This window comes from Streptomyces sp. NPDC002676, assembly GCF_053592455.1.
This window is the reverse complement of the sequence record NZ_JBSFVT010000026.1, coordinates 1-24249: the sequence shown is the minus strand read 5'-3', so window position 1 is coordinate 24249 and position 24249 is coordinate 1. Positions and strand designations below refer to the sequence as shown.

At 72.7% G+C, this 24249-nt stretch carries 15 protein-coding genes, 1 tRNA gene and 1 riboswitch; of the genes, 9 read left to right on the top strand and 7 right to left on the bottom strand.

Going from position 1 to position 24249, the window contains the following annotated elements:
• The first annotated feature begins 15 nt into the window (after positions 1-15).
• From ACWD3E_RS38380 to ACWD3E_RS38365, 4 genes are all read left to right on the top strand, one after another.
• Positions 16-1152 carry a dihydrofolate reductase family protein gene (locus tag ACWD3E_RS38380; protein WP_451392134.1) on the top strand — a complete coding sequence of 379 codons (1137 nt, stop codon included), beginning with the start codon at positions 16-18 and terminating at the stop codon, positions 1150-1152.
• Between the two features lie 71 nt (positions 1153-1223).
• A tRNA-Met gene (locus ACWD3E_RS38375) sits at positions 1224-1297 on the top strand.
• 305 nt (positions 1298-1602) lie between these two features.
• Positions 1603-1767, top strand: a riboswitch (cyclic di-AMP (ydaO/yuaA leader).
• Positions 1768-1776: 9 nt separating this feature from the next.
• Positions 1777-2820 carry a M23 family metallopeptidase gene (locus ACWD3E_RS38370; RefSeq protein WP_451392133.1) on the top strand — a complete coding sequence of 348 codons (1044 nt, stop codon included), beginning with the start codon at positions 1777-1779 and terminating at the stop codon, positions 2818-2820.
• Between the two features lie 67 nt (positions 2821-2887).
• Positions 2888-3832, top strand: a complete 945-nt coding sequence (locus tag ACWD3E_RS38365) for an aldo/keto reductase (protein ID WP_451392132.1) — start codon at positions 2888-2890, stop codon at positions 3830-3832.
• 46 nt (positions 3833-3878) lie between these two features.
• On the opposite strand, the gene ACWD3E_RS38360 is transcribed toward ACWD3E_RS38365, so the two are convergent.
• The 4 genes from ACWD3E_RS38360 to ACWD3E_RS38345 all read right to left on the bottom strand — a co-directional run bounded on the left by ACWD3E_RS38360 (position 3879) and on the right by ACWD3E_RS38345 (position 8950).
• Positions 3879-5183, bottom strand: a complete 1305-nt coding sequence (locus ACWD3E_RS38360) for a PrsW family intramembrane metalloprotease (protein WP_451392131.1) — start codon at positions 5181-5183, stop codon at positions 3879-3881.
• A gap of 102 nt (positions 5184-5285) precedes the next feature.
• Positions 5286-6125: a tRNA (guanosine(46)-N7)-methyltransferase TrmB gene (gene trmB / locus ACWD3E_RS38355; RefSeq protein ID WP_451392130.1), complete on the bottom strand. Its 840-nt coding sequence runs from the start codon at positions 6123-6125 to the stop codon at positions 5286-5288.
• Between the two features lie 97 nt (positions 6126-6222).
• Positions 6223-7440, bottom strand: coding sequence for an L-2-hydroxyglutarate oxidase (gene lhgO / locus ACWD3E_RS38350; protein ID WP_451392129.1), 1218 nt, complete (start codon positions 7438-7440; stop codon positions 6223-6225).
• Positions 7441-7525: 85 nt separating this feature from the next.
• Complete coding sequence (locus ACWD3E_RS38345) at positions 7526-8950, bottom strand: MFS transporter (protein ID WP_451392128.1); 1425 nt, start codon at positions 8948-8950, stop codon at positions 7526-7528.
• Positions 8951-9673: 723 nt separating this feature from the next.
• Here ACWD3E_RS38345 and ACWD3E_RS38340 point away from each other — a divergent pair.
• The gene (locus ACWD3E_RS38340; RefSeq protein ID WP_451392127.1) at positions 9674-11788 is read left to right on the top strand and encodes an asparagine synthase-related protein; all 2115 of its coding nucleotides are present in this window, start codon (positions 9674-9676) and stop codon (positions 11786-11788) included.
• 93 nt (positions 11789-11881) lie between these two features.
• Positions 11882-15238 (top strand): BTAD domain-containing putative transcriptional regulator, encoded by a 3357-nt coding sequence (locus ACWD3E_RS38335; protein ID WP_451392126.1) that lies wholly within the window; start codon positions 11882-11884, stop codon positions 15236-15238.
• A gap of 6 nt (positions 15239-15244) precedes the next feature.
• On the opposite strand, the gene ACWD3E_RS38330 is transcribed toward ACWD3E_RS38335, so the two are convergent.
• Together ACWD3E_RS38330 and ACWD3E_RS38325 are read right to left on the bottom strand one after the other, a co-directional pair.
• Positions 15245-17161, bottom strand: a complete 1917-nt coding sequence (locus tag ACWD3E_RS38330; RefSeq protein ID WP_451392125.1) for a sigma-70 family RNA polymerase sigma factor — start codon at positions 17159-17161, stop codon at positions 15245-15247.
• Between the two features lie 273 nt (positions 17162-17434).
• Complete coding sequence (locus ACWD3E_RS38325) at positions 17435-18217, bottom strand: TetR/AcrR family transcriptional regulator (RefSeq protein ID WP_451392124.1); 783 nt, start codon at positions 18215-18217, stop codon at positions 17435-17437.
• Positions 18218-18598: 381 nt separating this feature from the next.
• Between ACWD3E_RS38325 and ACWD3E_RS38320 the strand changes: the two genes are divergently transcribed.
• Together ACWD3E_RS38320 and ACWD3E_RS38315 are read left to right on the top strand one after the other, a co-directional pair.
• Positions 18599-19978, top strand: a complete 1380-nt coding sequence (locus ACWD3E_RS38320; protein WP_451392123.1) for an NAD(P)/FAD-dependent oxidoreductase — start codon at positions 18599-18601, stop codon at positions 19976-19978.
• A gap of 131 nt (positions 19979-20109) precedes the next feature.
• On the top strand, positions 20110-21768 hold the full coding sequence (locus ACWD3E_RS38315; protein ID WP_451392122.1) for an ATP-binding SpoIIE family protein phosphatase: 1659 nt from the start codon (positions 20110-20112) through the stop codon (positions 21766-21768).
• Between the two features lie 136 nt (positions 21769-21904).
• Here ACWD3E_RS38315 and ACWD3E_RS38310 read toward each other — a convergent pair whose 3' ends face one another.
• The gene (locus tag ACWD3E_RS38310; protein WP_451392169.1) at positions 21905-23167 is read right to left on the bottom strand and encodes an MFS transporter; all 1263 of its coding nucleotides are present in this window, start codon (positions 23165-23167) and stop codon (positions 21905-21907) included.
• A gap of 134 nt (positions 23168-23301) precedes the next feature.
• Here ACWD3E_RS38310 and ACWD3E_RS38305 point away from each other — a divergent pair, with 134 nt between their 5' ends.
• On the top strand, positions 23302-23850 hold the full coding sequence (locus ACWD3E_RS38305; protein ID WP_451392121.1) for a MarR family winged helix-turn-helix transcriptional regulator: 549 nt from the start codon (positions 23302-23304) through the stop codon (positions 23848-23850).
• The last annotated feature ends 399 nt before the right edge of the window (positions 23851-24249 follow it).

Sequence of the window (24249 nt, the reverse complement as noted above, 5' to 3'; positions counted from 1 at the left end):
GGAATGAGGACGCCGATGCCCCTGCCGTACGTGCTGCTGTCCGCCGCCGTCTCCCTCGACGGCTACCTGGACGACACCGGCCCCGAGCGGCTCCTGCTGTCCAGCCCGGCCGACTTCGACCGGGTCGACGAGATACGGGCCTCGGTCGATGCCATCCTGATCGGCGCCGGCACCATCCGCGCGGACAACCCGCGGCTCCTGGTCAACTCCCCGGAGCGCCGCGCGGCCCGTGTCGCCGCGGGCCGGCCGGAGTATCCGCTGAAGGTGACCGTCACCGCCTCCGGCGACCTCGACCCGGGCGCCAGGTTCTGGCACACCGGCGGCCAGAAGCTCGTCTGCACCACCGACAAGGGCGCCGAGCGGGCCCGCAGCCTCGGTATCGCCGCCGACCTCGTCGCCCTCGGCCCCGACCTCGACTGGCGCGCCCTGCTGGAGCACCTGCACGACGTACGCGGCGTACGGCGCCTGATGGTCGAGGGCGGCGGCACCGTCCACACCCAGCTCCTCCAGCAGGGCCTCGCCGACGAGCTCCAGCTGGTCCTCGCCCCGCTGCTCGTCGGGGACCCGAAGGCGCCCCGGCTGTTCGGCCCGGGCGCGTACCAGGCCGGTCGCCTCCGCCTCACCGAAACCCGCAGGATCGAGGACGTCGTACTGATGCATTACGAGCCCACCGCACCCGGAACGGGGCAGTCGGTCACGGCCGCCGACCGGCATTGGATGAGGATCGCCTGCGAGCTGGCGGCGCTGTGCCCGCCCTCGGAGACGGCGTTCAGCGTGGGCGCGGTCGTGGTCGCCGAGGACGGGACCGAGCTGGCGCGCGGCCACTCGCGCGAGGGTGACGACCCGGTCGTCCACGCCGAGGAGGCGGCCCTGGCGAAGATCGACCCGGCCGACCCGAGGCTGCCCGCCGCCACGGTCTACAGCAGCCTGGAGCCCTGTGCCCGCCGCGCCTCACGGCCGGCTCCCTGCGCGCGGCTGATCCTGGCGGCGGGGGTACGGCGGGTGGTCACGGCCTGGAGCGAACCGGACACGTTCGTGGCGGCGGCCGACGGGAGCGGACTGCTGTCGGCGCAGGGCGTGGAGGTCGTCGTACTGCCCGAATACGAGGAGCGTGCCATGGCGCCGAACCGCCATCTGCTGACCGGCGAATAAGACCGCCTACTGACCGGTCAGTAAACCGATGTGCTTTCTGCCCCGCACATGGCGTACAGTAGAGACATCGACGCGGGGTGGAGCAGCTCGGTAGCTCGCTGGGCTCATAACCCAGAGGTCGCAGGTTCAAATCCTGTCCCCGCTACTGAAGGCTCAGGGCCGGAATCCAGAATTGGGTTCCGGCCCTGAGTGTTTGCAGTGTTCAACGGCCTGTGGGGCGCACTACTCAGGGTGATCGGGCGACCGCCCTCCGCATAACATCTGAGTCACCATCAAAAACGCTGTGACTCCTGAACCCCGGTCAAGTTGCCCGGTTTGAGCCGGTAATGGCGTGTATCGCCGCCCTGGAAAGCATTAATGATCAAGCCGAACGGCTTGGAATCTGACAGTCGGGTCTATTAACGTTCGATAACGCAGCGCGGTCGTCCCAGCCGTCACAAGAGGCGGCTCCGTGCTCATGCGCCGAATCCCGCGAGGGAACCGGGGAACCACCACCTTGGGGTGAATCGCGCGGACGCCGTCGTGAACTCGCTGAGTACACGGCAGTGCCACGCGTAGGAGACCTTCCTGCTCCGAACCCGTCAGCTAACCCGGTAGGCGGAGGAAGGAAAGGAGTACGCCCGCGTGGCGTCCAACCGGCCTGCCCAAGAAGCCCCGTTCATACCGGCTCAGCGCGAGACCGAAGCCTTCGGCTACGGTTCCTTCCCGGCCGAGGAGGGCCCCTGGGAGGAGTGGAACCCCACCGAGGACTCCGTCCGCCCGGTCCGCGGCCGGCACCGCGTCGCCAAGCAGCGCGGCGGGCTCGCGCGCAGCTCCACGGTCCTCGGCGTCGGCGTCCTGGCCGCGGTCGGCGCGGGCGGCATCGCCAGTGCCAACTCCGGCAAGCCCCCGGTCGCCATCTCGATGCCCGACCTGCCCGACCTGCCTTCCTCCGTCGACTCCCTGCTTGACGACGGTTCCGCGGACGCGCCCAAGGCCGCCTCCGCGGACACGCTCAGCAGGGTCGGCATGACCTCCGAGGACGCGCAGAACACGGACGCGGGCGAGGCCCTGCGCAACCGGATCATGGCGCAGGCCGACCAGCAGCAGGGCCAGGCCGACAGCAAGGCCACCGCCGCCGCGGTCGCCGCCGCCGAGCAGCAGAGCGCCGCCGCGGCTGCGAAGGCGGAGAAGGCCGCCGCTGCCAAGGCCGCCGCCGCCAAGGAGCAGGCCGAGGCCATCGCGAAGAAGAAGGCCGAGGCGGAGCGCTTGGCCAAGCTGGCCAAGCAGTTCAGCCTGCCGGTCGTCTCGTACACCCTCACCGGCACCTTCGGGCAGCCCGGTGCGATGTGGTCCTCCGGCTACCACACGGGCCTGGACTTCGCCGCTCCCACGGGCACGCTCATCAAGGCCGTCCACAGCGGCACCGTCACGCAGGCGGGCTGGGCCGGTGCCTACGGCTACCGGACCGTGCTGACCCTGGACGACGGCACCGAGCTGTGGTTCTGCCACCAGTCCTCGATCAACGTCAGCGTCGGCCAGAAGGTCAACACCGGCGACGTGATCGGCCGTATCGGCGCCACCGGCAACGTCACCGGCCCCCACCTCCACCTGGAGGTCCACCCCGGCGGCCAGCCGACCGCCATCGACCCGATGACCTGGCTCCGCGAGAAGGGCCTCAACCCCTGACCCGGCCTGTCGGCCTGCTGTCCTGCTGCGCGGAATGTGATCACTGGTACGGGCGTTGAAACAGGGCATGGCTCCTCTGCGCACACTCGGTTCCTCCGATCTCCAGGTCTTCCCCCTCGCCCTCGGCGGCAACGTCTTCGGCTGGACCTCCGACGAGGAGACGTCCTTCGCCGTCCTCGACGCCTACACGGCGGCCGGCGGCAACTTCGTGGACACCGCCGACTCCTACTCGGCCTGGGCCGAGGGCAACAAGGGCGGTGAGTCCGAGACCGTCATCGGCAAGTGGGTGAAGGCCCGCGGCAACCGCTCCGACGTCGTCATCGCGACCAAGGTCAGCCAGCACCCGGAGTACCAGGGCCTGTCCGCGGCCAACATCAAGGCCGCCGCCGACGCCTCCCTGCGCCGCCTCGGCACGGACTACATCGACCTCTACTACACGCACTTCGACAAGCCCGAGGTCCCGGTCGAGGAGATCATCGGCGCCCTGGACGAGCTGGTGAAGGCCGGCAAGGTCCGGCACATCGCGGCCTCCAACATCACTCCCGAGCGCCTCCAGGCCTCCCTCGACTTCTCCGACCGCGAGGGCCTCGCCCGCTACGTCGCCCTCCAGCCCCACTACAACCTGGTCTCCCGCGACACCTACGAGGGTCCGCTGCGCGACCTCGCCGCCCGCGAGGGCCTCGGGGCCGTGTCGTACTTCTCGCTGGCCGCGGGCTTCCTCACCGGCAAGTACCGCCCCGGCACGACGGTCGACAGCCCCCGCGCCGGCTCGGCCGCGCAGCACCTGAAGTCCGAGCGCGGGCGCCGGGTCCTCACCGCCCTGGACGAGATCGCCGCCGCCCACGACGCCCCCGTGGCCACGGTCGCCCTCGCCTGGCTGGCGGCCCAGCCGACCATCGTGGCACCGATCGCCTCGGCGCGGACGGTGGAGCAGCTGCCGGCACTGCTGGGCGTGGCGGAGCTGAAGCTGACGGACACGGAACTGAAGCAGCTGACGGAGGCCTCCGCCTGAGGCTTCCTTCCGCTCTTTCCACCGCGACGGCGTGATCCGGCGGTGCCTACGTCCGGTACGGGTTGTACGCGGGATACGGCACCGCCGGGTACCCGGCCGGATAGCCGTACGGCGCCCAGTGCACCGGCACCGGAACGGAGGCCCTGGCCGCGTACTCCAGCGCCGGCCGGGAAACCTCCCTCCGCTTCCACAGCTCCGCCAGCAGCTCGCGCTCCCGTACGGCGAAGCCGGCCCCGGCCTTGCCCTTGCGCCCGCGGTGCCGCAGGAACGCGAGCGAGGTGGCGCAGGCCTCGTACTCCGCGACCGCGCGTGCCGCCGGCCGCCCCCCGAAGTACCGCCGGGCGTGGTGGCGGGCCAGCCGCCGCGCCCGCATCGACCCCAGGGCGAACGGCTCCGCCGGCCCCAGCCACCCGGCGTACACATACGCGGGCAGCTCCTCGCGCACGGTCCGCAGCTCCCGTTGCCGCGTCCAGATCGCGAGCCAGGTCAGCAGCCCGAACGCGGGCAGCATGAAGGTTCCGTAGACGGCGAAGAATCCGTACTCGCCGAAGGTCGAGGAGCCGTTCCAGAAGGCGTGCACGCCCATCGCGAGCAGCAGACCGCAGAGCGGGACCAGCGCCCGCCGGACGCGCTGCCGCTCGGCGGACAGCGCGGCGATGCCGAAGCCGATGCCGGTGAGCACGGTGAACAGGGGGTGCGCGAACGGGGACATCACGATGCGCACGAAGAAGGTGGCGGCGGTGACGGAGGCGATGCCGCGGTGGCCGGTGAGCTGGTCGGTCCCGAAGGCCGTGCCGAGGTAGAGGATGTTCTCGGTGAACGCGAACCCGGTGGCGGTGATCCCGGCTATCACCACCCCGTCCACGATCCCGGTGAAGTCCCGTCTGCGGAAGAGGAAGACCAGCAGCACGGCGGCGGCCTTCGCGGACTCCTCGACGATCGGCGCTATGACGGTCGCGCCGAGGGTGTTGGCGCTCGCCGGATCCGCGGTGGCGGTGGCTATCCACTTCGTCGCGAAACTGTTGGCGACGATGGCGATGAGCGCCGCCGCACACGCGCCCCAGGCGAACGCGAACAGCAGGTTCCGCCAGGGGCCCGGCTCCACCCGGTCCAGCCAGCGGAAGGCGGCGATCAGCCACGGCACCGGCAGCACGGCCAGACCGAGCCCGACGAGGAACCCGTCCGTGCCCGTCTGCCGGCGCACCAGCGCGAGGATGACCAGGCCGGACAGCGCGAGCAGGGTGACCAGCGCGCCGCAGCGCACCCAGGTGCGCTGCCACCAGTGCGGGTGCCGGAGCGCACCGTCGCCGGGGGCGGGGTACGTCGGGTACGGCGGAGGACTGGTGGCCACGGCATCGACCCTAACGGTGACGGGACGAGGGACGAGGGACAGCGTGGATGTTCGGTGCCGGTACGGCTGTCGGGCCCGGTACGGCTGTGGGGCGTGGTGCGGCTATCGGTCCTGGTGCGGTACGCGCCGGAAGAGCAGGTCGTTCACCACATGTCCCTTGTCCAGTCCCTGCCCCTCGAAACGGGTCAGCGGCCGGAACCCGGGGCGTGGCGCGAAGCCGCCGTCTGCCTGGGTGTTCTCGAAGTCGGGATGAGCGGTGAGCACTTCGAGCATCTGCTCGGCGTACGGCTCCCAGTCGGTCGCGCAGTGCACGATCGCCCCGGGCTTGAGCCGGGTCGCGGCGAGGGAAAGGAACTCGGGCTGGATGAGCCGCCGCTTGTGGTGCCGCTTCTTGGGCCAGGGGTCCGGGAAGTAGACGCGCAGCCCGTCCAGCGAGTCGGGCCGCAGCATCTCCCTGAGCAGGATGATCGCGTCGCCGTTGGCGACCCGGATGTTGGACAGCGCGTTCTGGTCGGCGAGGTTGAGGAGGTTTCCCTGCCCCGGGGTGTGCACGTCCACGGCGAGGATGTTGGTGCCGGGGTCCGCGGCGGCCATCTGCGCGGTGGCCTCGCCCATGCCGAACCCGATCTCCAGGACGACGGGGTGGGTGTTCCCGAACAGCTGGACGGGGTCGATGGTCTGCTGTCCGTCGATGTCCAGCCCCCACTTGGGCCACAGCCGCTGCAGGGCGTCGGCCTGCCCGGCCGTCACCCGGCTCCGGCGCGGCTGGAAGCTCCGGATCCGCCGCTCGAAGTGCGACCCGGCGGGATCGGCCTGGGGCCCGTCCGGGAACCGCGGCTCACCCTTGGCCCGGCTGTGCCGGACGGACACACCGGGGACGTGCGCCCGGGGCGCGTCGGCAGCGGGCTGGGGGGCTTCGGGGGTGCTCAGGGAGTCAGACACAGTAGGACCGATTTTACGGCGCCTTCCCGGCTTGCCGAGTCGCGTGGCGGGTGGGCACCGGCCGGCGCCCCAGAGGGCGGGCCCCCCTGGGACGGCACTACAGCGAGCCGAGCATGCCCAGCGCGCGTCGCCCGACCTCCCTGCCGATGGGCAGGCTCGCGGTAGCCGCAGGAGAGGGCGCATTGAGGACATGCACGGCCCTGTTCCCCTCCCGGATGAGAAAGTCGTCCACCAGCGTCCCGTCCCGCAGCACCGCCTGCGCCCGCACCCCGGCAGGGGCCGGCACCAGGTCCGAGGCCTCCGCCGCGGGCAGCAATCTGCGCACCGCCTCCAGGAACGCCCCCTTCGACACCGAGCGGCGCAGCTCCCCCGCGCCGTACCGCCAGTGCCGCCGGGCTATCACCCAGGACCCCGGCCAGGCCACCGTCCCGGCCAGCTCCCGGGGCCGTACGACCCCCCAGCCGTACCCCTCGCGGGCCAGCGCCGGCACCGCGTTGGGCCCGATGTGCACGCCGCCGTCGATCCCTCTGGTCAGATGCACCCCGAGGAACGGGAACGCCGGATCCGGCACCGGATACACCAGCCCGCGCACCAGCTCCGGCCGCGCCAGCTCGTAGTACTCCCCGCGGAACGGCACGATCCGCACCCCGGGCTCGTCCCCGGTCAGCCGGGCCACCTCGTCGCAGTACAGCCCGGCGCAGTTCACCAGCACGCGCGCGCGGACGACGTCCCCGGCCGAGGTGAGCACGGCCACGCCCCGCTCCGGCCGCCGGTCCACGCGGACGACCCGTGCCCCGTAGCGGACCTCGGCCCCGGAGGCCTGCGCGAGCTGCCGGGCCACGCCCACGAAGTCGCACACGCCGGTCGTACCGACGTGTATGGCCGCGAGTCCGCGCACCTCCGGCTCGTACTCGGTGATCTGCGCGGGCCCCAGCTCGCGCACCGGGATGCCGTTCTCCCGGCCGCGCTGGACGAGTGCGTGCAGCCGGGGCAGCTCCTCCCGCTCGGTGGCGACGATCAGCTTGCCGGTGACGGCGTGCGCGATGTCGTACTCGGCGCAGAACTTCACCATCTCGGTGGCGCCCCGCACCGCGTACCGCGCCTTCAGGGAGCCCGGCCGGTAGTAGATCCCGCTGTGGATGACCCCGCTGTTGCGCCCCGTCTGATGCCGGGCCGGACCCGGCTCCTTCTCCAGCACGGTCACCCGTGTGCCCGGCGCGGCACGCGTGATCGCATACGCCGTGGACAGCCCGACGATCCCCCCGCCGACCACCAGCACGTCACAGTCGTACGCACCCGCGCGCATCCGCACCACCTCCCACCTCGATAGTGCACTGCGCCACTGACAACGCCTTCAAACGTGTGGCCTGTCTCTCAGGCCCAGCCGTGTGCGGTGTCTCTCAGGCCGGAGCCATCAGCAGCGGCCGGGCCCGCTCCCGCAGCTCCACCACCCGCGGCTCGTCCCCGTACGGCTCCAGTCGGTGCAGCAGATCCCTGACGTACTCCGTCGTCCGCGCGGACGAGATCCGCCCGGCCACCTCCACGGCCCGCACGCCCTGCTCGCAGGCCGCGTCCAGGTTCCCCGACTCCAGCTCGGCGACCGCGGAGACGACCAGCCGCAGCCCGTGCGACCGTACGAACTCCTCCGTGGGCTTCGACAGCGCCTGTTCGGTGAAGCGGCGGACCTGCCGGGGTGCCTTCAGATCGCGGTAGCACTCCGCCGCGTCGGCGGCGAACCGGTCGTAGGAGTAGAAGCCGAGCCAGGACGGGTCGTGGTCGCCGTCCCGCGACCGCTCCAGCCACCCCTCCGCCGCCTTCAGCGCGGCTCCGGCCGCCTGCGCGTCGCCCGCGCGCGCGTGCGCCCGCGCCTCGACCAGTCGGAAGAAGCTCATCGTGCGGGCGGTGGCCAGTCCCCGGTTGCGCTCCAGGGCGGCCTGGGCGAGGTCGACGCCCTCGTCACCGAAGCCCCGGTACGTCGCCTGCAGCGACATGGAGGCCAGCACATAGCCCCCGAGGGGGACGTCGGCGGCGGCACGCGCGAGACGCAGCGCCTGGATGTAGTACCGCTGTGCGGCCTCCTGCTGGCCGGTGTCGAAGGCCATCCAGCCCGCGAGCCGGGTGAGTTCGGCGGAGGCGCCGAACAGTGCGCGGCCGACCTCGTCGGAGTACGCGCCGAGCAGCAGCGGTGCCGCCTCCACCCTTAAACACTCCGGCACCATGGACGAACGCCAGTCGCCGCCTCCGTACTTGGAGTCCCAGCGCCTGGCGTCCTCGGCTGCCTCCCGCAGCTTCCGCACATCGCTGTGGCCGACTTTGATCGGTGCGCCGGAGCCCTCGGCAGAGTTCGCCTCCCGCGCGACCGAGCTGTCGGCGGGGGTTATCAGCCATCGTGAGGCGGGCGTTGCGTATGCGCTCACTGCGAACGATCCGGCGAGCGACTGCCAGATGCCGCCGGAGCCGGCCCGGCGCCCGGCCAGGTCGAGACGGTACAGCTCCGTCGCCGACTTCACCGCCTGTGCCACGTCTCTGGGGAAGGCGAGACCCACTTCGGGGGCGGGATCCGCGTCCGCCAGGCCGATCTCGTGGAGCGGCACCGGACGGCCGAGCTTCTGGCCGATGGCGGCCGCAATGAGATGCGGTGCCGCACCCTGCGGCACCATCCCCTTCGACACCCAGCGCGCCACCGAGGTCTTGTCGTAGCGAAGAGTCAAACCGCGTTGGGCGCCAAGGTCGTTGACGCGTCGCGCGAGTCCTGCGTTGCTGATTCCCGCGAGGGCGAGAACGGCGCCGAGCTTTTCGTTCGGCCCGCGTTGCTCCCTGGACATGCGCCACCCCTCGACACAGACGGCTGCCGCGCTGGCATAACCACGCGGCATTCGTAAACCCAGCGTAGTTCGCCGCATCCCAAGCGTTAAGGGGCATTGTTCCGGATGGCGGGATTGTGGTCCGTACGGAAGTACGGCCCTGTACGCACCGTGCACGGACCCTCGCGGTGTGCCCCCGGCCGTGTGGCCGTGCGCCCGTCCGTGCGCTCTTCTCCGGCCATCTGGGGACCGGTTCCATGGCGGGTGCGTGGGTCGGCCCGCTGTACTGGATCCAGCGGGCTGGGGGACACCGCCACCTTCATCCCCGCGGGTGGCGGACCGGTCCGGGAGGCGATGCCCGCCTCCCGGACCGTGCGCGTCCGGCGCCGCCACGCGTTCCGCAGGCCTGTACGGAGCGTGCTCAAAGCCCGCTTCCCTCCGCTGAATTGGCCGAAAATCGACCCTGCCCGTCGAGGGTGATGAGCGCTCTCACCACGGCAGTTGAGGGCGCGAAGGGCGTTCTGGGGGAGCGCATCGGGGGCGCATTCACATCGTACCGACCTTGGCCCGCCCGGCGGTTGGGCCACCCCGCCCGCGCGGCCGGCCGCGCGCACCCCTCCGGCTTCCCGCTGACTTCCCTCGATCGAAGAGGGTGTCACCGCCCCTCCGTGGCGCGTTCTTCATGGCAGCATGGGGATCCGGTTCGTGCGGTGCACTGGTTGTCCACAGTCTGTGGAGGCGTCGATGCGGTGGTTGGTGGGTTGGAGCAGCACCGCCGCGGGCGCCGCCGGGATCGGTTCCGCGGGCGGCAACGGGTACGGGGGCGCCAACGGGTACGCGGGCGCGGCCGGTTACGACGGCGAGACCCTGCACCCGGTCGGCTCCCAGCTCCTGTGGGGCGACCCCGATCCGCTGTGGGCCGTCGGCGACTGGCGCCCGGACGAGGTGCGCGTGGTGAAGGCCGACACGCAGAACCGGATCGCCGTCCTCGGCATCTGCGGCGCCTCCGACGAGGAACTGCGGCGCGGCCTGTACACCGCGCGCGGGGGCGCACTGAGGCATCTGACGGTCTGGCCCGGCAGCTACACGGCCGTCGTCCAGGTCGGCCGTCGCATCACGGTCTGCGGCGATCTCGCGGGCGCCCGCCCGGTGTTCTGCACCCCGTGGGCCGGCGGCACCGCCTACGCCACGGCCGCGCTGCCCCTCGCCGACCTCATCGAGGCCAACCTCGACTTCGGACACCTGGCGGCCCTGCTAGCCGCCCCCGACGTACCGGCCGCGCTGCGCGACAGCACCCCCTACGAGGGCGTACGGCGCGTTCCGCCGGGGCATGCGCTGGTCCTGCGTGCCGGGGCGCGCGAGATCACCGGGTACGAGCCGGTCGCATCCCTCGCGGTGTCCGCGCCCTCCGCCGACCCGCACCACGCCGTGGACGGCGTACGGGACGCCCTCGTGGAGGCCGTCCGCACCCGGCTGTCGGCACCCCGGCACGTCCCCGACATCGACCCGGGGCCGGTGCCCGGCATGGGCCCCGCCGAGCGGCGGGCCGCGCGCGGGATGCCGGTGCCGGGGATCGGCGCCGACCTGTCCGGCGGTCCCGCCTCCGGCACGCTCGCCCTGCTGGCCGCCGGGCTGCCCGGCAGGCCGGGCACGCTGCTGGGCCACGGCACGGGTGCGGGCGAACGGCTGCTCGCCGTCACCTTCAACGACCTGGCCGTCGGCGGCCGGGAGGCCGAGGTCGAGCGCGCGGGAACCCTCGCGGCCAACCCCCGCCTGCACCACGTGGTGGTGACCGGCGGCGAGGAGGCGCTGCCCTACGCCGACCTGGACATCCCCCTCACCGACGAACCCGGCCCCTCGCTCGTCTCCGCCGCCCGGCACCGCGCCCGGCTCGCCGCGGGCAGCGCCGACCACTTCACGGGGCACGGCGCCCGCCAGGTCCTCGACGCCCACCCGGCGCGCCTCGCCGACCTCCTGATGGACCGCAAACGGCGCCACCTGGTCCGGCCGGTCGCCGCGCTCGCGCGGGCCGACGGCTCGGTGATGGTCTCCGCGCGTGTGTACGGCGCGGCCCGGCGGCTGGCCCGCACCCCCTACCGGGCGGGCCTCGAAGGGCTGGCCGAGCGGCTGATGCGGCGCCGCTTCGAGGAGCCGGGGGGCGCGGTCGGCGCGTCCCTCGCCGCGCTTTCCTGGGCCAGACCGGGGCCGGCGGCGCGCTGGCTGACGGGGGAGGCGCTGGCTGAAGTATCGGTTCTGCTCCAGAGTGCGGCGGACCGCTCCGCGGCGGGTCCCGGCCAGCGGCCCGGAGACTACCGCGCGCGTGCCGTGCTCGCCCGGTACGCCGCCGACCTGCGCGTGCTGGAACAGGCCGCCGAGATCCGCTCCCAGCGCCTGCACGCGCCCTTCCTCGACAACCAGGTCGTCCGCGCCTGCCGCGCCCTCCCCGAGGCCCTGCGCGTCCAGCCCGGTGCCCGCTCCGCCGTCCTGCGTACGGTCCTGGAAGGCGCCGGCGTCACCGACCTCCCGCCCGGCTGGGGCGCCCCCTCCCACGCGTCCTCGGCGGCGGCCACACGCGCGGGGCTGCGCCTGGCGGCCGACCCCCTGATGGACCTCTTCTCCACGCCCCTCCTCGCGGAGGCCGGCCTGGTCGAGGCCCGTGTGGTCCGCAAGGCCCTGCGCGCGGCGGCCTCCGGGGCCTCCCTCCCCCTGGACGGCCTCGCCGACCTCGTCTCCCTCGAACTCTGGCTCCACCGCCTCCTCGCCCGCCGCGGCACGTGCTGGACGGGAACACCGGCACGCGCGCGTGCGGTGCCTTCCGGGATCCAGCCGAGGAAGGGGGCTTTGGCTTCGGGGGCGTGAGGTTCCCCAACCACCCGTGGCGCCGCGGGCAGTCGTGCCTCCCCCAAGGCAAACCCCATCGCCAGTACCGACATCGGCCGCAACAATGACCTGGTGCGGTACAGAATCCTCGGTGTAACCCAGGCGGCCAACGACCAGGGCACCCCCATACCCATCGGCGGCCAACGACTCCGCACGCTCCTCACCGCCCTCGCCCTGCGCCCCGCCCGCACCGCCACCCCCGAAACCCTCATCGACGAGGTCTGGGCGGACGATCCGCCCCAGGACGCCACCGCCGCCCTCCAGGCGCTCGTCGGCCGTCTGCGCCGCACCCTCGGCCGGGACGCCGTCACCTCCACCCCGGGCGGCTACCGCCTGGAAGCCACCGAGGACGACGTGGACCTGCACGTCTTCGAGCGCCTCACCCGCACCGGCACCCGGGCCCTCACCGCAGGCGACCCGGCCACCGCGCACCGCACCCTCACCGAGGCCCTCGCCCTCTGGCACGGCCCCGCCCTCGCCGACCTCCCCGACCGCACCGCGGCCACCCGCCCCGAGTCCCTGCGCCTGGAGGCGGCCCGCGCCCGCGCCGCCGCCGCCCTCGACCTGGGCCGCGCCGGGGACGTCGTACCGGAACTGACGGAGCTGACGGCGGCCCACCCGTACGACGAACCCCTGCACGCCCTCCTCATCCGCGCCCTGCGCGACACCGGCCGCCCCGCCGACGCCCTCGCCGCGTACGAGTCGGCCCGCCGCACCCTCGCCGACACCCTCGGCACCGACCCCGGCCCGGAACTCCGGGCCTTGCACACGTCGTTGCTGAAACAGGAGAGCCAGGCACCGGCGCCGAGGCAGGCGGGGCAGCCTGCGCTCGCTCCGCCCCCCGAGCGCACCGGCAACCTCCGCCCCCGTCTGACGTCCTTCGTCGGCCGGGAACCAGAACTCGAGGCCATTCGTTCCGACTTGCACAGGGCCCGCCTGGTCACCCTCACCGGACCGGGCGGCTCCGGAAAGACCCGCCTCGCCGAACAGGCCGCCGCCGGGCTTCCGCAGGCCTGGCTGGTCGAGCTGGCCCCGCTCGACCAGCCTGAGGCGGTGCCCGGCGCGGTGGTCAGCGCGCTCGGTCTGCGCGAGACCGTGCTGCTGACCAACGAGCTGGCGATGCCGCAGGCCGACCCCACGGCCCTGCTGATCGAGTACTGCGCCCAGCGCAGCCAACTCCTGATTCTTGACAACTGCGAACACGTCATCGGCGCGGCAGCCGACCTCGCCGAGACCCTCCTCACCCACTGCCCCGGGCTCACGATCCTCGCCACCAGCCGTGAACCCCTGGGCGTCCCCGGTGAGTCGGTGCGCCCGGTCGAACCCCTCGTGCCCGAGCAGGCGCACCGCCTCTTCGCGGAGCGCGCGAAGGCCGTCCGTCCCGACGCCGACGCCGTGCTCCGCGGCACCGCGGCCGTGGCGGAGATCTGCCGCCGCCTGGACGGCCTGCCGCTCGCCATCGAGCTGGCCGCGGCCCGGCTCAGGCTGCTGACCCCGCGGCAGATCGCCGACCGGCTCGACGACCGCTTCCGCCTGCTCACCTCCGGCAGCCGTACGGTCCTGCCCCGCCAGCAGACCCTGCGCGCGGTGGTCGACTGGTCCTGGGAGCTGCTGGACGAGCGGGAGCAGACCGTGCTGCGTGAGGTGTCGGTGTTCGCCGGCGGCTGGGACCTCGCGGCGGCCGAGGCCGTGTGCACCGGCCCGGCGGCGGACCTGATCGGCGCCCTGGTCGACAAGTCCCTCGTCGTGGCCACCCCGGACGGCACGTTCGGCACGGAGGGCCCCGGCGGTGTCACGGACGGCTCCGGCGGCATGCGGTACCGGATGCTGGAGACCATCCACGAGTACGCCACCGAGCGCGCGGCCGAGGTCCCCGAGCTGCGTGCGGCGGCCGAGCGCCGGCACCGCGCGTGGGTGCGCGCGCTGGTAGAGGAGGCCGACCCGCAGCTGCGGTCCGCGGCGCAACTGCCGTGGATCTCCCGCCTGGAGAGCGACCTGGACAACATTCGCGCGGCCCTGGACCGCGCGGTGTCCGCCGGCGACGAGGCGGAGGCCGCCGCGATCGTCCTGGCCATCGGCTGGTTCTGGTGGCTGCGCAACTACCGCCAGGAGGCGGTGACCTGGGTGCGACTGGTGCTGCGCCTGGGCGCCGCCCTGGACGCCCTGCCTGCGGGGGCACCCGAGGGCGAGCTGATGCCGCTGGTGGCGTCGGCCGACCCGGTGGGCTCCTTCCTCGCCGCGCCCGACGGCGAGTCCGGGCATCCGCTGCGCGCCCGGCGCATGGACCTGCGGATGCTCGACCTGTTCCTGACGGCGGAGTCGAACGCGGATCATCTCTCGGGGGACGAGCGGGCCCCGGAGTACATCGCGCGCGTGCGGTCCCACTACGAGCCCGGCGGCCCGCAGTCCGCCCGTGTGCCGGGCATCGTCTGGCCGCTGACCGACTACTACCTGGGCAGCGTGACGGACATGGGGGCCGACCTGGCGGAGGCGGTCGCCAACTGCCGGGCGTACGGCGGCGACTGGGAGGTCGGCGTCGCCCTGATGTACCGCACTCATGTCGTCGTCGACTCGCCGGGCAACCTGCGGGGCGTGGACGAGGACCTGGCCGAGCTGCGGACGCTCAGCCGGCGGGTCGGGGACCGCTGGATGCGGGCGCAGGTGTGCAGCGCGGCGGGCGAGGCAGCCATGGTCCGCGGCCGGTACGCGGAGGCCCGCGCCGAGTACGAGGAGGGGCAGCGGCTCGCCTACGAGGTGGGCGCCTACGCCGAGACGCCGTTCCTGAAGGCGCGGCTCGCCGAGATCGCCTACCGCTCCGGCGACCCGGCCACGGCGCTGTCCGTCCTGGACGAGGCGGGCGCGGCGGCCGACCGGTACGGGGTGGCGGAGTCGCGGGCCTTCGTGCTGCTGATGCGGGCGCACATCGCCCGGGACGAAGGGGACCTGGTCCGCGCGCGCGAGCTGTACGAGGAGACCTGCGCGGTATCGCGAGGCGGCACCCTGCCGCCGCAGTTCGCGGCGGGACTGCGGGCGGTCGAGGTCCTCGTCACGGCCGGCGAGTCGGGTCCCGCGCACGGGCTGCCGATCGTGGCAGACGCGCTGCGGGAGGCGGTGGAGCAGCGGTGCGCGGAGTCGGTCACCGCGGGGCTGGTGGACATCGCCGCGGACCTGCTGGCCCGGCTCGGCGATCTGCCGGGCGCGGTACGGCTGTTCGCCGCCGCCGACCACTGGCGCGACGGCAATCCGCGCCCCGAGCCGGAGCGCACCCGCGCCGCACACGTGGACGCCGGCGCCCGCGCGGCGCTGACCCCGGAGCGCTACGAGGCCGAGCGGGCCCGGGGCGCGTCCCTCGACACGGACGACGTACTGCGGGAGCTGGCGACGGCGACGGCAGCGACGGTGGCGGCGGCGACCGCGGACGGCCGGTGAGCGGGGCTACCGGCAGGCGAACTTGGCGTCCGCCCAGTCCGCCAGCGCGGCCTGGTCGAAGGCGTTGCTGTGCGGCTCGACGACGAGCCGTACGGTCTTGTGCCCGGTCAGGTTCACATGGACGGGAATGGCCTGGTCCCGGCCCTTGACCATCTCGGACTGCCACAGCCGGACTCCGTCGGCGTAGACGGAGAAGATGACCTTGCCGAGCCCGAGGGTCATGTCGTCCACGCCGACCATCGCGTCGTAGGCGGTGCACTGCCGGTTGAGGTCGATGGTGACGGAGGACGTGCCGCCGACGGTCACCCCGCGTGCGTACTGCTTGCCGTCGACGGACAGGCCGTGGCGCTGCCACACCCAGCTGCTCTCGGCCATCCGCATCTCGGGCCGGGTGCCGTCGCCGTTGACGTCGTAGTTCAGTTCGCTCCACTCGTAGTCGGCGGGAGCCGGCGGGGGAGGGGGCTTCGGGGTCGGCTTCGGCGTGGGCTTCGGAGTCGGAGTCGGAGGCGGAGTCGGGGCCGGCGTGGGGGTGGATCTGGGCTTCGGCTTCGGCTTCGGCTCGGCGGCCGGCGTCGGCGTGGGCTTCGGGGGCGGGGTGGGCGTCGGCGTGGGCGCGAACTCCACCGGCTTCGGAGGCTGGGGAGTCGGCTTCGGCCGTGCCGGCTTGGGCGGCTCGGGTTGCACGGCCGGCGGGGACGGCGACGGCTGGGCCACCACCTTCGCCGGGTGGCTGTCGTTCATCAGGGCCATGGCGAGCGCGGCGCCGGCCACCGCGACGACACCGGCCGCGATGCCCGCCTTCACGGGCGCGCCGAGTCCCTCCGCGGCGGCGGCCCCGCCACCCGAGGTCGCCCCGCCGCTCGTGCCGGCCGCCGCGGCGGCTGCGCCCGCGGCCCCGGCGCTGCCGGCGATGATCCCGAGCGCCTTGGCGTATCCGGCGGCCCCGAACCAACCGATGACCGCGACCGGGACGACACCGGGGATGCCGCTCGCGACCTCTTCGATCTGCGCGGCGGCCAGCCGGCACCTGGCGCACTCCTCCAGGTGCTTGCGCAGGCCCCGCTCGGCGCGGATGCGCAGCTTGCGGCGGGCGTAGGTGCCGAGCCGGTCGGCGTAGCGGGCGCACTCCTCGTCGTCGGTGAGGGTGGTGCTGACGTGGGCCTGGAGGTAGGCCTGCTTCAGTCCCTCGCGGGCGCGGCTGGCCAGCACCCGAGTGCCGTTGGCATCGAGCCCGAAGAGAACGGCCACCTCGCTCGGCGACTCGTCCTCCACCTCGGTGTGCCACAGCACGGCCTGCCAGCGCTCGGGCAGCGTACGGAAGGCCTGCATGGTCATCGACTGCTCGGCCTCGTGCATGGCGAGCACATCGGCGCCCAGGACCAGGCCCGCTCCCAAGGAGCCCATGGACGCGGGGTCGGCGGACACCTCGGTTCCGCGCGAGGCCTGCTGGGCGAAGGCGGCGAAGTCGTCGACGAGGTGCTCACGCCGGGCGGACTTGATCCAGTGCGCGGCGACGCGCCGCACGGAGGTCAGCAGATAGGCACGTACGGCGTGCTCGGGCCCGGACCCGCCGCGTACGGCCTGCAGCATCCGGGCGAACACCTCGGCGGTGAGGTCATCGGCGGTGTGCCCGTCCCGGCAGCAGGTACGCGCGTACCGCCGCACGGCATCCGCGTGCCGCCGGTACAGCTCCTCGTAGGCGGAGTCGTCACCGGCACGCATCCGCTCGATCAGCTCGCCGTCGGCGGCCGGCAGTTCCCGGGGCGTCGGCAGCACACTCCGGTTCCGCTGGGCGGGCACACTCTGGCCGCCCGGGGCAGGCACATCGGCGCGGCCCCCCTGACTCGGCACCTGTGGCGAAGTCAGCCCACCGGCCTCCGCGTCATCGTCACCGCGTGACTCGGCCCACCCGTCAACGCCCATCGCGGAAAGCCCCCGACACCGGCCCAGCCCAACCCGTTACGGGCACAGGGTGCCACATTGTCTTTCGTTCAAGGACCTCCATCCACCCCATCCACTCATCCGAGCGGACTTGTCACCAAGGCCTCCCACGGCACCCACCCGCACCCGCCGACGGCGAGAGGCCCCCGCAAGGGCCACCCGCACCCGACCGCGAAAGCTGCACGGCCGGTGCGGGTGGGAAACCATCCCCGCCGAAGGCGTAGCCGAGGCGGCAGCCGGTCGTGCCCCGCAGGGTTACGCGGGACGCGAGCGCAGCCCGTCCAGCAGGATGTCGAGCAGCCGCGCCGACGCCGCCGCCTGCTGCGCAGCATCCGGCAGGGACGGCGCCGCCGTGGCGATCACCAGCAGCACGTCGGACACCGAGACGTCCGGTCGCAGTTCACCCGCCGCCCGCGCCCGGTCCACCAACTGCCCCACCACGTCGAGCAGCGCAGCCGCCCCCGCGTCGTACTCCTCGGCCGTCACCGAAGGCTCCGGCACCAGCCGCAGCTCCCCCGCCGCCGGCTGCGCCCTCTGCTGCGGCACCCGAGCCTCGTCGGCAGAGCCGACCGACCCGGCCGTACCGGCGGAGCCTTCCTCGGCGACCCCGACCCGCAGCACCTGCGGCGGCAGCAACCGCCCCGCCCCCGAGGCCACGGACGTCCGCAGGAACCGCGACAGCGCCGACCACGGCTCGTCCTCCTGCCCCAGCGCGGCCCGCGCCTGCTCGGTCAGCCGGGCGGTCTCCTCCTCGGCTATCCGCCGGACCAGCACGTCCTTGCTCGGGAAGCGCCGGTACACCGTGCCGACACCGACCCGCGCGCGCCGCGCCACGTCCTCCATCGGCGCGCCGTACCCCAGCTCGCCGAAGACCTCGCGCGCCGCACGCAGCACGTGCTCCAGATTGCGCTGTGCGTCCACCCGCAGCGGGGTCGTACGCGCCTGGTCCGCGCGTCCGTTGCCCACCGTCCCGCTCACCGCTCCGCCGCCGGCTGCGACTGCGGCTGCCGGTGCCCAATGAGTGTCCTGAACATGCATGTGTTTTCCCCCGGTAATGACGTCTCCCCCCGGAGACGCTCCCCGCCAATCAAAGCGGAGTGCGCGGCTGCGGCGCCGGTCAACATGCGGGACCCGCCCGTCGCGGACGCGTTCGACCACAATCCCTACACCCCGTCTGCACACGAACATAGTTGAGGGAGCGTCAATTCAGAAGGGGCAGGTTCCGCACAGTGCGCCCCCCGATCGGAGTACGGGGTGCGTATGTCCCGATTCTGCCCTATCGTTCCCGCCCGTCCGCCCCCGTTGACCTGCCCGCTTTCGTTCCGCTCCGCCTCCGCCCCACCCACCGCGCACACCTGGCCGCCGGTCACACAATTTGCCGGGGCTGTGGACAAACAACAGCGCCGGGTGCGTCATGGGATGGTGAAGGAACGTGCGCGCATTCTCGTTGTCGGCGGCGGCTACGTCGGGATGTACACGGCCCTGCGCCTCCAGCGGAAGCTGAAGCGGGAGCTGAAGCAGGGGAGCGTCGAGATCACCGTCGTCACCCCCGACCCCTACATGACGTATCAGCCGTTCCTTCCCGAGGCGGCGGCCGGTTCGATTTCTCCTCGGCACGTCGTCGTACCCCTGCGCCGCGTGCTGCACCAGTGCCACATCGTCATCGGCGAGGTGACCTCCATCGACCACGCGGTGCGCACCGCCGCCCTCACCACGCTCGCCACCGAGGACGAGGGCAGGACCACCGAGTTCCTCGGCTACGACGAACTCGTGCTCGCCCCCGGCTCCGTCTCCCGCGCGCTGCCCGTCCCCGGCCTCGCCGAGTACGGCATCGGCTTCAAGACCGTCGAAGAGGCCATCGGCCTGCGCAACCACGTGATCGAGCAGATGGACATCGCCTCCTCCACCCGCGACCCCGCGATCCGCGACGCCGCCCTCACCTTCGTCTTCGTAGGCGGCGGCTACGCGGGTGTAGAGGCGCTCGGCGAACTGGAGGACATGGGCCGCTACGCCGCGCGCTACTACTACAACGTCCGCCCCGAGGACATGAAATGGATCCTCGTGGAGGCCTCCGACCGCATCCTCCCCGAGGTCGGCCCGGAGATGGGCCGCTACACCGTCACCGAGCTGCGCCGCCGCAACATCCAGGTGCTGCTGGAGACCCGCCTGGAGTCCTGTGCCGACCGCGTCGCCGTCCTCAGCGACGGCCAGCGCTTCCCGACCCGTACGGTCGTGTGGACCGCCGGCGTCAAACCGCACCCGCTGCTCGCCGCCACCGACCTGCCGCTCACCGAGCGCGGCAAGCTCAGGTGCACCGCCGAACTCACCGTGGACGGCACGGAACACGCCTGGGCCGCGGGCGACGCCGCCGCCGTCCCCGACGTCACGGCCGCCGAACCCGGCACCGAGACCGCGCCCAACGCCCAGCACGCGGTCCGCCAGGCCAGGGTCCTCGGCGACAACCTCGTCCACGCGCTGCGCGGCGAGCCCCTGGAGACGTACGCGCACAAATACGTCGGCTCCGTCGCCTCCCTCGGCCTGCACAAGGGCGTCGCCCAGGTCTACGGACGCAAGCTGAAGGGCTACCCTGCCTGGTTCATGCACCGCGTCTACCACCTCAGCAGGGTGCCCACCTTCAACCGCAAGGCCCGCGTGCTCGCCGAGTGGACCCTCGCCGGGCTCTTCAAACGGGAGATCGTCTCGCTCGGTTCGCTCGAACATCCCCGAGCGGAGTTCGAACTGGCTGCCGGGGGAAAGCCTCCTCACAGCCCCTCGGACGACCCGAAGGGGTCGTCCTGACCTGACCTGGGAACTCCCCGGCCCGCTCCGGCGTCTGACGGATGTCGCCGCGGCCCGCCCTTTGCCAGACTGCCCCACGACCTCGGACGGGCCACCCGCCCGCCCTCAGCACCCACGAGGCTTTCCCCACTGTGAACTTCACGCGCTGGAGCGCCCGGCTCCCCGGAACGCAGCGCCGCGCCGCCGCGCGGACCGAAACCGCGGTCTCCCCGGACCGCCGAGGGGAAGGCTCCGTGCCCGCGGCCCGCGTCGAACAACAGACCGATGGAACGGCACCGGTGCCCGCCGTCGACGAACTGTGCGGGCGCGAGGTCCTCGACCGCGTCCCGGCACTCGTCGCCCTCGTCCACGGCCCCGAGCACCGCATCGCCTACGTCAACGACGCCTACGCGGCGGCCTTCGGCGCACGCCCTGCGGGCGCACCCGCCCGCGAGGCCCTCCCGGAACTGGCCGAACTCGGCCTGCTCCCCCTCCTCGACCAGGTGCTGCGCAGCGGCAAGCCCCGCACCCTGAAGTCCCGCAAGGCCGTCGACGGCCGTTCCTACACCTTCACCTGCACCCCCGTGACCGAGGACGCCGACCGCACCGGCGGCGACGGCGCCGTGCTCGTCTTCGCCACCGACGTCACCGACCACGCCGAGGCCGCCGAACGCCTGCGCGCCAGCGAGCGCCGCCAGCGCGAGACCGCCGTCACCCTCCAGCGCTCCCTGCTCCCGCAGGAACTGGAACAGCCCGACGACCTGCGCATCGCCGCCACCTACCAGCCCGGCGGCACCGAGGCCGCGGTCGGCGGCGACTGGTACGACGTGATCACCCTCGGCGGCGGACGCACCGCGCTGGTGATCGGCGACGTGATGGGCAGAGGAGTCCGGGCGGCGGCGGTGATGGGCCAGCTCCGTACGGCCGTACGCGCGTACGCCCGCCTCGACCTGCCCCCGCACGAGGTGCTCCAGCTCCTCGACGGACTCGCCACCGAGATCGACGCCAACCAGATCGCCACCTGCGTCTACGCCGTCCACGACCCCAACGAGGGCCGCCTGGTGTACGCCTCCGCCGGGCACCTGCCGATCCTGGTCCGCGACGAGAGCGGCACCGTGACGCGCGCCGACGAACCCACCGGCCCGCCTCTCGGCACCGGCGGCTGGATGCACGCCTCCGGCTCGGTCCCGCTCGGCCCCGGCGCCACCGCCGTCCTCTACACCGACGGCCTGGTGGAGCGCCGGGACGAGGACCTGGACGAAGGCATCGCCGCACTGGAGGGCGCCCTCGCCGGCGCCACGGGCACCCCGCAGGTCATCTGCGACCGCCTGGTCCGCTCGGCCGGCGTCACCGCCGACCACGACGACGACGTGGCCGTCCTCGTCCTCCAGCACCCCGCCCGTACGGGCCCCGAGGGCGACCTCTTCCGCAACGCCGCCCTGGAACTCCTCGGCGGCGTGGAGGCGGCCCCGCGCGCGCGTGCCTTCGCCTCCGGTGTCCTCACCAGCTGGCGCTTCCCCGCCGACCTGCACGACCTTGGCGTCCTCGCCGCCAGCGAGCTGGTAGCCAACTCCCTCCAGCACGGCACCCCGCCCATGCGCCTCCGCCTCCGCCGCACCGACCGCCGCCTGATCATCGAGGTCACAGACGGCGACGACCACCTCCCCCGCCGCCGCCGAGCAGAGCCGGGCGACGAATCGGGGAGGGGCATCGCCATCGTGGCGACGATCGCGTCGAACTGGGGCTCGCGGAGAACCCCGGGCGGCGGCAAGGCGGTGTGGTGCGAGTTCGCACTCCCGGCGTCCTCGTAGCCGCGGGCAGTCGTGCCCTCCCCCAGTGCCTTAAGGGCCTGGGGGACCCCAGGCGGCACGGGTGGGCGATGGGGGAGGCACCCCGCGAGCGCGGACAAGCGAAACCCACCCCCGCCCAGCCCCAGCGCCGGGCGCCTTACGCCTCCGCCGGCACCGGCTCCGCAGGAAGGCCGCCACGCGTGACCACCCGGCTCCGCGCCGGCGAGGGCCTGTCCTGCACCGCCGTGAGCCCCCGCCCCAGCCGCAGCGCCAGCACAGTGATCCCCAGTGAGAACAGCAGAAACGTCACGATGTACGGCCCAGGCAGCGAGGCCCCCAGCGGCCCGCCCACCGCCGGCCCCACAGCCAACGCCAACTGCTTGACCAGCGCGAACGCCGAGTTGTACTGCCCGGCCATCCCCTCCGGCGCCAGATCCGCCACCAACGGCGCGACCGTCGGAGACAGCATCGCCTCACCCAGCCCGAACAGCGCGTACGTCGAGACGAACGCAGCCGTCGCCATCTCCTGGCTGCCGTGCCCGAGCCCGGCGTACCCCGCGGCCACCCAGGCCACCGCCCAGATCAGACCGACAGCGGCGATCACCCGCGAGCGCCGGCGCCGCTCCACGAACTTCAGCACGGCGAACTGCGCGACCACGATCATCAGCGTGTTCGCGGCCAGCGCCGTCCCCAGCGCGGAGGTGGATATCCCGGCCGCTTCGACGCCGTACGCGCTCAGGCCGGACTCGAACTGGCCGTAGCAGGCGAAGAACAACACGAAGCCGAGCACGCACAGCTGCACCATCGCCCGGTTCCCGAGCAGCTGCTTCCAGCTGCCCTTCGCCGAACCGGCCGGCGCCTCCTCGATCCGCGGCGCCCGCGGCATCCGCACCGTCGACATCACGACGACCAGCAGCAGGAACGTCGCCGCCTCGATCGCGAACAGCAGCGTGAAGGAGGAGACCCGCGTCGTGTCGACGAGGTGACCGCCTATGAGGCCACCGACACCCAGTCCAAGGTTCTGCAGGAAGAACTGCATGGCGAACGCCCGCGACCGCGTGTCCGCCGTCGAGCAGTCCACGATCATCGTCGCCAGCGCCGGCTGCATCACGGCCTGCCCCGCCCCGAGCGCGGCGGCGGACAGCAGTACGGCCGCGGCGTTGCCCGCGAGCCCCAGGCTCAGCGCGCCCAGCGCGGCGGTGACCAGGGCGGCGAGCAGGACCGGCAGCGGGCCGCGCCGCACGATCGCCCGACCGGCGAACGGCAGCACGATCAGCGCGGCCACGGCGAAGACGGCGAGCACGAGACCCGCCGTCATGGCCCCCAGACCCCGCACCTGCGCCACGTAGACGTACAGGTACGGGACCGTGAAGCCGAGCCCGAAAGCGCTGAGTGCGTTACCCACGTGGATCCGGCGCATCGCTGCGCCCATCGCCCTGGTCACGTTCACCTCTCTCACTAGTTAGGAGTGAAGACTTCAACTCTAAAGTTCGAAGCTAAAGAGTACACAGCGAAGGACTTCAAGGCAAAGCGGCTCCGTGCGATACTTCGGCCATGGCCGACACCCCCGGCGTCACGGAGCCGACACTCGAAGAACAGATCGCCGCCTACCAGCGCGAGTTCCAGGGCCTCGACCCCCAGGTCGAGAAGATCGTGTCGGCGCTGTCCCGGCTGAACCGCCGGATGAACGTGGCGTACGGCCGCCAGACCTCGGCCCTCGGCATCAGCACCACCGAGTGGGAGGTCCTCAAGGCCCTCGTCCTCGACGGCGCCCCTTACCGCATGGGCCCGAGCGACCTCGCCAAGCGGCTAGGCCTCACCCCGGCCGCGATGACCCACCGCATCGACCGAATGGTCGCCGAGGGTCTGGTCACCCGGGAGCGTGACGAGACCAACCGCGTACGGGTGATCGTGGAGCTGACTCCCGAGGGCCGCGAGAAGTGGCTGGAGGCGATGCGCCTGGCGACCGTCTTCGAGGAGGACCTCCTCCAGGACCTCACCCCCGCCGAGCGCATGGCGCTCGGCGAAGTCCTCACCCGGCTCCTGCGCCGTGTGGAGCACGCCCAGCCGGACGCCGGCGGCCGGCTGAGCGACCTCGACTGAGGCTCGGAAAAAAATCTTGACAGGGGCGCTTGACACCCCCATGCCCGATCCGTAAAGTTCTCCGAGTTGCCACGGAGCCGTAACGGTTCTCCGGCAGCACCTCAGCCGCTTCGAGCGGCACCCCCCTCAAGCAACAGCACGATCACCCATCCGGGTTGATTTCGGCGTGCCCGAATTCAATTCGAATAGGGACTCGGTGGTCCGATTGGGAATCGCCGGGAGGATCCGCTAGGGTTTGAGACGTCGGAACGGCCCAACAGCCGGGAAGACAAGCCCAACTGACTGGGAGTCAGGCCCGAAAGGATCTGATAGAGTCGGAACCGCCGGAAAGGGAAACGCGAGAGCGAGAACCTGGAAAGCACCGAGGAAATCGGATCGAGAAAAGATCTGATAGAGTCG

What these genes read in the sequence shown, in the direction of transcription:
- ACWD3E_RS38380 (WP_451392134.1), top strand. Translation starts at nt 16, where the DNA reads ATGCCCCTGCCGTACGTGCTGCTGTCCGCCGCCGTCTCCCTCGACGGC.
- ACWD3E_RS38365 (WP_451392132.1), top strand. Translation starts at nt 2,888, where the DNA reads ATGGCTCCTCTGCGCACACTCGGTTCCTCCGATCTCCAGGTCTTCCCC.
- ACWD3E_RS38345 (WP_451392128.1), bottom strand. Translation starts at nt 8,950, where the DNA reads ATGTCCAGGGAGCAACGCGGGCCGAACGAAAAGCTCGGCGCCGTTCTC.
- ACWD3E_RS38340 (WP_451392127.1), top strand. Translation starts at nt 9,674, where the DNA reads ATGCGGTGGTTGGTGGGTTGGAGCAGCACCGCCGCGGGCGCCGCCGGG.
- ACWD3E_RS38330 (WP_451392125.1), bottom strand. Translation starts at nt 17,161, where the DNA reads ATGGGCGTTGACGGGTGGGCCGAGTCACGCGGTGACGATGACGCGGAG.
- ACWD3E_RS38325 (WP_451392124.1), bottom strand. Translation starts at nt 18,217, where the DNA reads ATGCATGTTCAGGACACTCATTGGGCACCGGCAGCCGCAGTCGCAGCC.
- ACWD3E_RS38320 (WP_451392123.1), top strand. Translation starts at nt 18,599, where the DNA reads ATGGTGAAGGAACGTGCGCGCATTCTCGTTGTCGGCGGCGGCTACGTC.
- ACWD3E_RS38310 (WP_451392169.1), bottom strand. Translation starts at nt 23,167, where the DNA reads ATGCGCCGGATCCACGTGGGTAACGCACTCAGCGCTTTCGGGCTCGGC.
- ACWD3E_RS38305 (WP_451392121.1), top strand. Translation starts at nt 23,302, where the DNA reads ATGGCCGACACCCCCGGCGTCACGGAGCCGACACTCGAAGAACAGATC.